Source organism: Kitasatospora sp. NPDC057223 (assembly GCF_042669755.1).
Classification (GTDB): Bacteria; Actinomycetota; Actinomycetes; order Streptomycetales; family Streptomycetaceae; genus Kitasatospora.
On sequence record NZ_JBHUWW010000006.1, the window covers coordinates 127,280 to 138,888 of the forward strand.

The 11,609-nt window shown below is 72.5% G+C and carries 12 protein-coding genes; 2 read left to right on the top strand and 10 right to left on the bottom strand.

Annotated elements, in window-relative coordinates; genetic code table 11:
* Window positions 1-63: 63 nt before the first annotated feature.
* Window positions 64-1,551 (top strand): MFS transporter, encoded by a 1,488-nt coding sequence (locus ACFUK0_RS04545; protein ID WP_380246551.1) that lies wholly within the window; start codon window positions 64-66, stop codon window positions 1,549-1,551.
* 156 nt (window positions 1,552-1,707) lie between these two features.
* Here ACFUK0_RS04545 and ACFUK0_RS04550 read toward each other — a convergent pair whose 3' ends face one another.
* The 5 genes from ACFUK0_RS04550 to ACFUK0_RS04570 form a co-directional block, all read right to left on the bottom strand.
* Window positions 1,708-3,129, bottom strand: coding sequence for a DNA polymerase IV (locus ACFUK0_RS04550; RefSeq protein ID WP_380246552.1), 1,422 nt, complete (start codon window positions 3,127-3,129; stop codon window positions 1,708-1,710).
* A 138-nt stretch (window positions 3,130-3,267) separates the two neighbouring features.
* Window positions 3,268-3,969 (bottom strand): vancomycin high temperature exclusion protein, encoded by a 702-nt coding sequence (locus tag ACFUK0_RS04555; protein ID WP_380246553.1) that lies wholly within the window; start codon window positions 3,967-3,969, stop codon window positions 3,268-3,270.
* Window positions 3,970-4,080: 111 nt separating this feature from the next.
* Window positions 4,081-4,770: a MerR family transcriptional regulator gene (locus ACFUK0_RS04560; protein WP_380246554.1), complete on the bottom strand. Its 690-nt coding sequence runs from the start codon at window positions 4,768-4,770 to the stop codon at window positions 4,081-4,083.
* 266 nt (window positions 4,771-5,036) lie between these two features.
* A complete protein-coding gene (locus tag ACFUK0_RS04565) occupies window positions 5,037-5,510 on the bottom strand; it encodes a bifunctional nuclease family protein (RefSeq protein WP_380246555.1) in 474 nt (157 codons plus the stop codon).
* Window positions 5,511-5,702: 192 nt separating this feature from the next.
* Window positions 5,703-6,275, bottom strand: coding sequence for a TetR/AcrR family transcriptional regulator (locus ACFUK0_RS04570; protein ID WP_380246556.1), 573 nt, complete (start codon window positions 6,273-6,275; stop codon window positions 5,703-5,705).
* Window positions 6,276-6,396: 121 nt separating this feature from the next.
* Between ACFUK0_RS04570 and ACFUK0_RS04575 the strand changes: the two genes are divergently transcribed.
* Complete coding sequence (locus tag ACFUK0_RS04575) at window positions 6,397-6,837, top strand: nuclear transport factor 2 family protein (protein ID WP_380246557.1); 441 nt, start codon at window positions 6,397-6,399, stop codon at window positions 6,835-6,837.
* 80 nt (window positions 6,838-6,917) lie between these two features.
* Here ACFUK0_RS04575 and ACFUK0_RS04580 read toward each other — a convergent pair whose 3' ends face one another.
* From ACFUK0_RS04580 to ACFUK0_RS04600, 5 genes are all read right to left on the bottom strand, one after another.
* Window positions 6,918-7,652, bottom strand: coding sequence for a MerR family transcriptional regulator (locus ACFUK0_RS04580; RefSeq protein WP_380246558.1), 735 nt, complete (start codon window positions 7,650-7,652; stop codon window positions 6,918-6,920).
* A gap of 161 nt (window positions 7,653-7,813) precedes the next feature.
* Complete coding sequence (locus ACFUK0_RS04585; RefSeq protein WP_380246559.1) at window positions 7,814-8,362, bottom strand: FHA domain-containing protein; 549 nt, start codon at window positions 8,360-8,362, stop codon at window positions 7,814-7,816.
* Window positions 8,363-8,900: 538 nt separating this feature from the next.
* The gene (locus ACFUK0_RS04590) at window positions 8,901-9,749 is read right to left on the bottom strand and encodes a DUF881 domain-containing protein (RefSeq protein ID WP_380246566.1); all 849 of its coding nucleotides are present in this window, start codon (window positions 9,747-9,749) and stop codon (window positions 8,901-8,903) included.
* 247 nt (window positions 9,750-9,996) lie between these two features.
* Entirely contained in the window at window positions 9,997-10,329 is a 333-nt protein-coding gene (locus ACFUK0_RS04595; protein WP_380246560.1) for a small basic family protein, read from the bottom strand.
* Window positions 10,326-11,450, bottom strand: a complete 1,125-nt coding sequence (locus tag ACFUK0_RS04600) for a DUF881 domain-containing protein (protein ID WP_380246561.1) — start codon at window positions 11,448-11,450, stop codon at window positions 10,326-10,328. The genes ACFUK0_RS04595 and ACFUK0_RS04600 overlap by 4 nt, the downstream gene beginning before the upstream one ends.
* Window positions 11,451-11,609: the final 159 nt, after the last annotated feature.

The window sequence follows — 11,609 nt, forward strand, 5'->3', positions numbered from 1 at the left end:
CAGTTCGTTTACTTTCACTCGCCTGAAGCAATGTCCTCGGGCGCACGTACTGGAGGAAGCACCGTGAGTGAGGCACCACAGCCCACCACCGCGGCAGTCAAGCAGAGCAGTGCCCGGGTACTCCCTGCCCTGATCCTGGCGATGCTGGCGTTCAGCGTGGTGCAGACCGCGGTCGTCCCGATCCTGCCCTCGCTCGCCAGGGAGCTGGACGTCTCCGGCTCCACCGTCACCTGGCTGATGACGGCCAACCTGCTCTCCGCCGCCGTGCTCACGCCGCTGCTCGGCCGGTTCGGCGACCTGCGCGGACGCAAGCCGATGCTGCTGATCTCGCTGGCCGGCCTGGTGGCGGGCTCCGCCCTGGCCGTCAGCACCCACTCCTTCACCTGGCTGGTCGTCGCCCGCGTGCTGCAGGGCGCGGGCGGTGGCGTGCTGCCGCTGGCGATCAGCATCGTCCGTGACGAGCTGCCCAAGGAGAAGGTCACCGGCGGCGTCGCCGGGATCAGCGCCTCGATGGGCGTCGGCAGCGGCCTCGGCCTGGTGGCCACCGGCCTGCTGCTGGAGCACTGGAGCTACAAGTCGATCTTCTGGATGGGCCTGGTCTTCGGACTCATCGCGATAGCCCTGGTCGCGCTGCGCGTGCCCAGCGACCCGGTCGTCGACACCGAGGGCGGCGCCGACCCGCTCGGCGCGATCACCCTCGCCGCCTGGCTCTCCGCACTGCTGGTCGCCGTCAGCCAGGGCAACCATTGGGGCTGGACCTCCAACCGGACCCTCGGCCTGTTCGCCGTCGCCGCCGTGATCGCACTGGTCTGGGGAATCATCGAGACCAAGGTGAAGCACCCGCTGGTCGACATGACGATGATGTCGCGGCCGGCCGTGGCGTTCACCAACCTGGCGGGCCTGCTGATCGGGTTCGGCATGTACGGCTCCTTCATGGTGATCAGCAACTTCGCCCAGACCCCCGAGAAGCTGGCCCACTACGGCTTCACCGCGACCGTCCTGCACGCCGGCGTGATGCTGCTGCCGTCGGCGATCGGCAGCATGGTCGCCGCGCCGGTCGGCGCGCTGCTGATCGCCCGCCGCGGGCCCCGGCTGCCGCTCGTCCTCGGTGGCGTGCTCGGCGCCGTCGCGATGGCCTACCTGGCCACCCGGCACAGCCACGAGGCGGACATCTACACCGCCTCGGCGATCTTCGGCCTGGGCATCGGCCTCGCCTTCTCCGCGATGCCGGCCTACATCAACGGCGCCGTGCCGGTCGAGCAGAGCGGCATCGCCAACGGCATGAACGCGGTGCTCCGCACCGTCGGTGGCGCCGTCGGCACCGCCGTGATGGCCGCCATCCTCACCGGTGACACCATCCCGCGCCTGCCCGTCGCCCTGCCGACGCTGGACGCCTACGAGCACGCCTTCTGGACGGCGGGCGTCATCTGCCTGGTGGCCGGCGCCGTGCCGTTCCTGATCCGCCGGGGCAGGCCGGCCGCCACCGCGGCCTCGGCCGAAGCCCCCGGCCGGCAGACCTCCAGCCCCGAGCTGGTGAAGACCGACGCCTGACGAGGCGTCCACCCCCGCGGCCAGGGACAGGGCGCGGGGGGACCGGGCCACCGGGGATCGACGAGGGCATCGCGATCACCCACGGCCCGGCCCGGCACGCGGCCCCGCCCGGATCCCCTCCGGGCGGGGCCGCTTTCGTCGTCCGCCCCGGCCGGGCTACGGCTCCCGCAGTGGCAGCGGCCTCGACGGCTCCAGCTCCGGATCGTCCACCAGGAACGTCCGCACCCGGCCCGGCCCGCTCCACGGCGTCTCGAACCGCACGGTGACCCGCCCCACTCCGCTGCCCTGCACCCAGCCGGGGCCGAGCCCCGTGTGCGTCACGTCCTGCCCGGGGAACCAGCGCCGGGCGACGGGCGCCTCGGGCTCCCGGACGTCTGCGGGCTCCGGCGTCGGCTCCGTCTCCGCCGGATCCGGTTCCTCCGTCCCCGCCCCCGCCTCGGCCTCCGCATCGGCCCGGGCTCGGGCCTCGGCCTCGGCCGCCTCGCGCACCGCCTGCGCGAACAGGTCCTCCTGGGTGTAGTCGGCGAGCTGCGACACTCCGACGCCGAGCAGCCGGACCCCGCCCGTCACGTCGACCTGTGCGGCCAGCCGGCGCGCGGTGTCGGCGATCACGGCCTCGTCGTCCGTCGGGCCGCGCAGCGTCTCGGACCGGGTCAGGGTCGAGAAGTCGAACCGGCGCACCTTGAGCACGACCGTGCGCCCCGAGCGTCCGGCGGCGCGAAGCCTGCGCACACAGCGCGCGGCCAGTATCTCCACCTCGTGCATGATGCGGTCGCGATCAGCCAGGTCCACCTCGAAGGTGTCCTCCACCGAGACCGACTTGGCGTCCCGGTCGGGCACCACCGGGCGGTCGTCCAGCCCGAGCGCCATCTGGTGCACGCCCACGCCGTGCGCGCGCCCCAACAGGCGGACCAGCTCGGTCTCCCCGGTCTCCGCGAGGTCCGCCACCGTGTTCAGTCCGGCCTGGCGCAGCGCCTGCCCGGTGGCCGGACCGACCCCGGGCAGCACCCGGACCGACATCGGCCCCAGCACCGCGCGTTCCTGACCGGGCGGCACCAGCACCAGACCGTCCGGCTTCGCCTGCTCGGAGGCGATCTTCGCCATCAGCTTGGAGCCGGCCGCGCCCACCGAGGCGGTCAGGCCCGTCCGGCGCTCGATGTCCGCCCGGAGATCCTCGGCGAGGGCCAGCACGAGTTGCCCGCCGTCGGCGGCACCGGCCAGCGCCGGCCCGTACGGCCCGGCCTCCAGGTCCACGAAGGCCTCGTCCAGACTGAGCGGCTCCACCAGCGGCGACAGCTCCCGCAGCAGGCTCATCACCAGCTCGCTGACCTGCCGGTAGGCCTCGAACCGGCCGGTCAGGAAGGCCGCGTTCGGGCAGAGCCGCCGGGCCTGGGCCATCGGCATCGCCGAGTGCACCCCGAACTTGCGCGCCTCGTACGAGGCGGTGGACACCACGCCCCGGCCGCCGAGCCCGCCCACCACGACCGGTTTGCCGCGCAGGCTCGGCTTGGCCGCCTGCTCCACCGAGGCGAAGAAGGCGTCCATGTCGAGGTGGATGATGCTCGGCAGTGACCGCACCTGCCGATCATGCCGCAGGGGTCCGACAATCGAGCGTCCGGACGGATCCGCGCCCGCTCCGGTGTCGCGGGCAGGCAGCGCGGGCAGGCGGCGCAGGCAGGCAACGCGGTCAGGCAGCGGGTGGGGCGCCCGGACGGCTCAGCGGGCGCCCTCGTCCGCCAGCGCGCGCGGGACACCCTGCTCCTGCGGCCCGAGCAGGGCCGGGTCGGGCCGCAGCCAGGCGTCCAGCGCCGCCTTGCCCGCACCCGGGATCTCCCGCAGGCCGCCGTAGTACCAGGTGGCGTCGTGCCACTCCTCGACGCCGACCGCGTACGCGTCGATGCCCGCCGCCTGACAGAGCGCCAGCGCCCGTCTGACGTGGAATCCCTGACTGACCAGCAGCGCCCGGTCGACCCCGAAGATCCGGCGGGCACGGGTGCAGGAGTCCCAGGTGTCGAAGCCCGCGTAGTCGCCCACCACCCGGACCTCGGGCACGCCGTGCTCGATCAGGTACCGCCGCATCGCGTCGGTCTCGTCGTAACTCGCGTGCCCGTTGTCGCCGGTCACCAGGATCGCCCGCACCTTGTCGCGGCGGTACAGTTCCAGCGCGCCGTCGAGCCGGTGCGCGAGGTACGGGGACGGCCGGCCGTCCTCCAGCCCGGCGCCGAAGACCACCGCGACCGGCGCGGCGGGCGCGCTCCCGACGGTGCGGATCCGGTCCTCCGTGCTGGTGAACACCCAGGCGCTCGGCGCCAGTGCCAGCGCGCAGAACAGCGTGAGCGCCTGGAAGGCCCGGCGTTGTCCGCGGCGCCGGCGCAGCCAGGCCGTCCCCCTGAGTACGGCCCGCACGACGCGCGTCACCGGCACACCCCCTCCTTGATCGGTTCACCACCGGTGACGACGCGACAGGCCCGGACGGTTCCCCGTCCGGGCCTGTGCGACAGATGCCGGGTGGTGCTCCTGCGGAGGTGTTCAGCCCGCGCGGTTGCGGCGCTGGGCCAGCTCGTCGGCCGGGTCCTGTCCGACCAGCGTCTCGCCGGTGTCCGTCCGTTCGGCGTGCAGCCGGCCGAGGGAGGACTCCAGTTCCTTCCAGACCGCGCCGACGGCGATGCCGAACACGCCCTGACCGCCCTTGAGCAGGTCGACCACCTGCTGCGGGGTGGTGCACTCGTAGACCGTCGCGCCGTCGCACATCAGGGTCAGGCCGGCCAGGTCGCCGACCTCGGCGGACTGCAGATGGGCGACCGCCACCCGGATGTTCTGCAGCGAGACACCCGCGTCCAGCAGCCGCTTCACGATCTTCAGCGTCAGGATGTCGCGGAAGCTGTAGAGCCGGTGCGTGCTCGCCGGGTAGACCGAGCGCACGCTCGGCTCCAGCAGTCCCGTCCGGGCCCAGTAGTCCAGTTGGCGGTAGGTGATACCGGCCGCCGCGCAGGCCGTCGGGCCGCGGTAGCCGACCAGTGCGGAGGTGGGGGCGAGCCGTTCGATGTCCGGCTGGCCCGGCTGGACGGCCGGGAAGCGGCCGATCCTGGGCGCCGCCCGGGGCAGGTCCCCGGGCTCTGCGGGCCTCGACTCCCAGGAGTCCATCGCGTTCCGCGCGGTGCGCTGCACATGCACGGAGCACAGGCCACCCACGGCCACGTCATCGCCGGTGCTGGTCATGCCTACCTCCGTCCACTTGCGCTGCGGGCCCCGGCCGGGGGCGACACCCCGCAGCCACTCCTGACGGTAGGCAGTCACTCATGGCCCGTCAACGATCGCCACGCCGGGCAGCACGAACTGCGTCACTCAGGAGAGTGGTTTTTCGTGCCCCCAGTGTGGGTAAGTGGACGACTTTTAGCAAAATCCCCACGGGTCGCGGCACACCGCCGAGGCGTCAGCGACACCGCCCGCAGGGCCTACTGCCGGCCGGTCTACTGCTGGCCGGTCTACTGCTGGCCGCCGCCGAAGTCCTCGGGCGAGACCTGGTCGAGGAACTCGCGGAACTTCTCGACCTCGTCCTCCTGCTCGTCCGGGATCGCGATGCCCGCCTCGGCGAGGACGTCCTCACTGCCGTAGATCGGCGTGCCCGTGCGCAGGGCGAGTGCTATCGCGTCGGACGGGCGGGCGCTGACCTCCACGCCGCCGGTGAACACGAGTTCGGCGTAGAACACGCCCTCGCGCAGGTCGGTGATCCGGACCTCGGTGAGCTGCTGGCCCAGCGCCTCCAGCACGTCCTTGAACAGGTCGTGCGTCAGCGGGCGCACCGGCGTCATACCCTGCTGGGCGAAGGCGATCGCGGTCGCCTCACCCGGTCCGATCCAAATCGGCAGGTAGCGGTCGCCGCCCACCTCGCGCAGCAGCACGATCGGTTGGTTGGACGGCATCTCCACCCGGACACCCACGACGTCGAGCTCATTCACAGTCGCAACCCTATGGCCCACACCCCGGATATGAAAGCGCAACCGTCGGCCGCCTGGTCACAGGCCTGCGCGGGCCCGCTCCGGGCGGGCCGGATGATCGATTCCAAGGCCCCGGGGCGTCGCGGCGTCCGGGCCTGCGACCCGCCCCCCGTTCCGCCGGGCGAGGCCGGGAGCTGCCGGCCCGCCGCCGGTTCAGCGCGGCCGGAGCCCGTCGAAGACCACCTCGAAGATCCGCTGCCGGGCCGCCGGGTCGGTTCCGAGCTGCTCCATCGCCCGGCTGGTCCCGACCAGCAGGGCGATCAGCTCCGGCAGGCCCAGATCCGGGCGGACCGCCCCGGCCTGCTGCGCCCCGGCCAGCAGCCCGGCCAGCTGTGCCCGGATCGCCGTGCTCGACTCCTGCAGGGCCGCGTGCGCGTCCACGCCGGCGGCGGCGAGTGCCCGGGCGAACTCGTCCTTTCCCTCGGACTGCTCGATCACCAGGCGGAAGCACCCGAAGAAGGCCTCGGCGGGCTCGGACTCGGCGGCCAGCTGCGCGGCCCGGGCGGCGATCGCCTCCAGCCTGCGCACCATCACCGCCTCCAGCAGTGCCTCCTTGGTCGGGAAGTGCCGGAAGAGCGTGCCGACCCCGACCCCGGCGGCCCGGGCGATCTCCTCGGTCGGCACGCCGACGCCACGGGCGGTGAACACCTCCGTGGCGACCTCCAGCAGCCTGGCCCGGTTACGGGCCGCGTCCGCCCGCAACGGGCGTTCCTGGGCGCCGCTCATCCCTCCCACCCTTCCCTGCCGACGGCAGAGCCGTACTGGACAACCGGAGCGGCCAGTCCGTATCGTCGGAAACCTGAGTCGCCGGTCCGGTTCCGGCGACGGATCCGGCCGGGGGATGATCATGCCTGAAACGCTGTCACCGCGCGAGGTCTTCCAGAAGCTGCTCGACGGCATCACCACGGGACGATTCCCGGAACTCGCCGAGCTCTACAGCGAGGACACCGTGGTGGAGACCGTCTTCGAGCCGGTCGGGCCGCGCCGCATCGAGGGGCGGGCCGCACTCAGGGAGAGGTTCGCGGCGGTCTCCGCGCGCTCTCCCCTGGAGCTGGCCGCGACGAACGTGGTGATCCGGGAGACGGACGACCCGGAGGTGATCGTCGCCGAGTGGACCTACCAGGTGCACCACCGGGTGACCGGGCAGAACTTCGAGGCCGCCAACATCCAGGTGCTGCAGGTCCGCGACGGCCTCATCGTCAGCAGCCGGGACTTCCACGACCACCTGGCCCTCGTCGCGGCCGGCGGCGGAATCCCGCAGCTGCTCGCGGCACTGGACGGCAGGTAGCGCGGGCTCAGGGGCACGGGCATGCCGCCTCCGGGCTTCGGGCTCGCCCGCCTCGTGCCCGCAGCCCCGGGGCCGATCTCCTAGAGACGCGTGCGCATACCCGCCTGGACCATCGCGGCGTGCAGTCGCACCGACAGGGTGGCCAGGTCCCGCGCCGTGGTCTCGGCATGGGCCCGGGTCTGCGGATTGCGGTGCCGGCGCAGCGGGGCGACCACCTGGTCCACCAGGGCCACCTCACGGTCGGCGGCGGCCTTCATCGCCCGCAGGTGGCGCGGCTCCAGCCCGTACCGGCCGAGCTCCGCGACCAGGCGGGCCACTTGCAGGGCCTCGCCGTCGTAGCCGCCGTCCGGCCCCGGGGCGACCAGGCCGTAGGCCTCCCACTCGGTGAGCTCCCGCTCCTCGGCCTCGGCGGCGGCGAGCAGCTCGGCCCGGCCCAGCCGGACACCGTTCACGGACTCGGAGACCGTACCCAGCTCACGGTCCACCTCGTCCATCGGCCCCGGGCGGGCCTCCGGCGCAGGCAGTGCGGGGGGCGCCTCGCCACGCTCGATCGCGTCCAGATGCTCGCGGATGACCCGCAGCGGCAGGTAATGGTCGCGCTGCATCCGCAGCACGTACGCGAGCCGCTCGACGTCCGCCGGGCTGAACTTGCGGTACCCGGAGGGCGTGCGCTGCGGCTCCACCAGGCCCTCCGCCTCCAGGAACCTGATCTTGGAGATGGTGACCTCGGGGAAGTCGTCCCGGAGGAAGGCCAGCACCGCCCCGATGCTCAGCAGCTCGTCAGCGCGCCGCCGGGAGTCACCGGGACGCTGCATCGGACGGCTGTGCCGGCGGGGGCCTGCGATCACCCCCCGCGCGCCCTGCTGCGGCTGGGCCTGCGGGTGCAGGTCCGGCTCGCGGCCGGGGGGCACGGGGGGAATCGCCCCGAGAGATGTGGGAGGGTTCGCGCTCACTCGGGCTCCTGCCGAAGTCGTGTTCAGTACCCCCGGTGGTGGCTGGCGAAGAACACCAGCCGGTACTTCCCGATCTGCACCTCGTCGCCGTTGTTCAGCGACACCTCGTCGATCCGCTCCCGGTTGACGTACGTGCCGTTGAGGCTGCCCACGTCCGCGACGGTGAAGCCACCGCCCGGCGCGCGCCGGAACTCGACGTGCTTGCGCGACACCGTGACGTCGTCGAGGAAGATGTCACCCTGCGGGTGACGACCCGCCGTCGTCTTGTCCGAGTCGAGCAGGAACCGGCTGCCCGAGTTCGGGCCGCGCTGCACGATCAGCAGGGCGGAGCCCGGCGGCAGCGCGTCGATCGCCGACAGCACCTCCGGCGACAGTGCGGACTGGGTGCCCGTACCGGCCTGCGTGGCGTTGGGGTCGTAGGACTCCAGGCCGGAGATCGAGATGGTCGAGGTGGTCTCCGCGGCCCCCTCGGGCAGCACGCCTCCCCGCAGTGCGGTGCCGCAGTTGGAACAGAAGCGGGCGGCGACGGGGTTCTGGTTCCCGCACCTGGGGCACGGAGTGGGGCCACCCATGTTCACAGCCTCCTGGCGCGGCACACCCGACGGGTCGTGCCCGGCATAGGGATCCGGGGCAAACCCTCCACCAGAGGTTGAGGGTCCTGACGGGAAACCTATGCGCGGGGCGCCGGAAGGGTCAACCGACGCGCCGTAGCCAGTCGGATTACCTCCCTGCTGGGCTCCGGCGCCGTCCAGGTAGTAGGGACGGTCGGCTGCGTACTCGACGCCCTCGGGGGCGGAGCGCATGCCCGGCAGTGCGGGCTCTTCGTCGGCCCGGCGGTGGCGCGCGGTGGGCGCCTCGACAGCCGCACCACGGCGGTTGTTGCGGCCGAACAACTTCGAGAAGAAACTCACGGGCGAATCCCCTTGCGTGTGACAGACCCGCCCGCGGGGCAGGGTGAGAACCTCGGACAGGCTGCGTGCCCGGCCGGCGGCCGGGCTGGTGGGAGTGGTGCTCCGACAAACAGCGGTACGGACCAGTGTGGACGACGGCCCTGCGACGACCCCCACCGGGGGTTCCCCGCAGGTGGCAGGCCGTACGACCGGCGCGCCGTCACTTCGCCGCCGGCTTGGCGTACTGCGGCTTTCTCAGCTCGGTGAGCGCATCGACGACGACCTTCTGCTGCGCCGTGATGGTGGCACGCGCCTGGTGACTCTCCAGCGTGCGGACCACACCCCCCGGGATGTTCAGCGCGGGTGTCAGATCCTGCGGATTGCCGACGACGGTGAACCGGTACGGCTGCGAGACCTGCTTGCCGTCGATCTGCACCCCGCCGCCCGGTGCATCGGTGAAGTAGGTGTTGACCACCACACGCACATCGTTGATCTGAATCGCCTCCGCCCCCGCCGCTCTGAGTTCCTGCAGGGTGTCCAGCAGCATATCGGCCTTCACCTGCCCTTGGGGATCATCGACCGCGAGGACGATGCCCGGCCCCGTGGCCTTGACGGTTCCCGCGAGAACTCCGAGTTCCGTCGCCTTCTTGTTGGTCTGCTCCTGAGCCTCCTTGGCCTGGTTGGAACTGTTCTCCAACTGCGCCAGGGACTGCTCGAGCTGTGCCTTCTCCTGCTGGAGACGCTGTTGTCGGCTGTCCAGTTCGTCGAGGATGCGTACCAGATCCTCCTGGCGTGCCCCGCGCAGCTGATCGTGGTCGTTCGTGGAGCGCACCTGGATGGCCAGGGCCAGGCCCAGCGAGAACAGCAGCAGCGCCACCACCAGCTGGCCGCGCGACAACCGCGGGGGCCACATCGCGGCGCGCAGGCGCCGGCGGCCGGTCACGGCGGGCGTCGGATCCGGTACCTGTACCGGTTCTGGCTTCGGCTGCGGCTGCGCGGCCGGGGCCGGCTCCGGCTCCGGTTCCTCGACGGCTATCGGCGCCCCGGCCACAGCCTCGGTCTCGGCCACGGTCTCCGCCTCGGTACCGGTCTCGGTGCCGGTCTCGGTGCCGGTCTCGGATTCCGGCGCTGCCGACGGCTCGACCTCCGGCTCCACGTCGGCCACGGCCAGGTCAGCGGGGGTCTCTTCCGCCGGCTCCGTCACCTCCGCCGGTTCGACGGCCCCGTCGTTCTGCCCCAGGCCGTCTCCCGCCGGTCCGCCCTGCTCCTCCTCGGACCGAACCACCGCAGGACCCTTGACCGGCCCGCGGCCCGGCTCAGGCGCGGAAGACATGGCGCCTGATCGCGGCCGTGTTGGAGAAGATCCGGATGCCGAGCACCACGACCACGCCCGTGGAGAGCTGCGAGCCGACCCCGAGCTGGTCGCCGAGGAAGACGATCAGCGCGGCGACGACCACGTTGGAGAGGAAGGAGACCACGAAGACCTTGTCGTCGAAGATCCCGTCCAGCATCGCCCGGACACCGCCGAAGACCGCGTCAAGCGCCGCCACCACCGCGATCGGCAGGTAGGGCACGACGACGTCAGGCACCTCGGGCTGGACGAAGAGGCCGACGACCACCCCGATCGCGAGACCCAGTACGGCAATCACGGTCTAGTTGCTCCTGTCCCTGCGGAGTGCGACCCCGTGGTCGCGGTCGGCGAATGGCTGCTCGTAGCGGTCGTAGCGCTGGGGCTCGGCTTGCCACCGGAACGGCCGGCCGCTCCGGACGGGCTTGCGGAAACGGACGCGGACGCGGACGCGGACGCGGACACCGACGCGGACGCGCTGGGCGAAGCCGTCGGCGCCGGCGAGGTCGTCGGCGAAGCCGTGGACGAGGGCTCGGCCGTCGGTTCGGCGGCAGGCTGCGCGGTACGGAGCGTGACCCCGACCGCGGCGGGCAGCGTGAGCGTCCGCTGCACGGTGACGGTGTACTTGATGCCGTAGCTCTCCTGCAGCAGGTGCAGGTAGCGGCCGGCCATCCCGTTCTCGAAGGCCGGGCCCAGCTTCGGCCCGTCGCCGACGGCCAGCACCGTGTACGGCGGGACCAGCGGGCGGTTGTCCACCAGAATCGCCTCGCCCGCCGCCCTGATCGCGGACAGCCCGGTGAGCCGCTGCCCGTTGATCGAAACGGCTTCGGCGCCCGCCTGCCACAGTCCGTTCACGACGAGTTGCAGGTCGCGGTCGCGCAGCCGGCCGCCGTTCCCGAAGCCCTCGGCCTCCCGCGGATCGACGTTGCCACCGCCCACCGTGCCTGCGGCGTCCTCGATCACCAGGCGCACGCCCGGCCCGGAGACCTCGCCCGTACCGACCGCCCCCGCAAGGTCGGCGAGCCCACCGTCGCCGGACTCCTGCAGGGCCTGCTGCTGGGTGCCCTCGACCTTCCGCCGCAGGTCCTGGACCTGCTGCTGCAACTGGTCCGCCGCTCCCGTGGTGTCCGTGACGCGGTGGATCAGCGCGTCACGTTCCTTGGCGAGGGCGGGCTGCGCGTTGTGCGCATTGGCGGCTCCGACCGTGACGACGAGTCCGACCAGGGCAAGCCCCAGCCCGAACGTCGCCAAACCGCGCCGCGTGGTCGGGATCCGGCTCGGCCGCCCGTCCCCACGGGCCGCCGCGGCCTGCGCGTAGCCCTCGTCCAGGCCGTGGTCCATCACATTGGTCAGCAGGGACATCGAGGCGTCGGGGCGGTTGAATCGTCCGTCCCTGGCACTCGGCGTCGGCGTCGCTGGCATGCGGACCATCGTCCCACGTCGGCGGAGTGCCCTGACCACGCCCCCGGTGCCAACACCCGCACCCCGGACCGCCATTGTCGTCGAATCGTGACCAACGGGGCGAACCGGACATCGACCTGCGGGCAGAAAACGGCGGGGGCGGTGCGGCAGCTGCCGCAC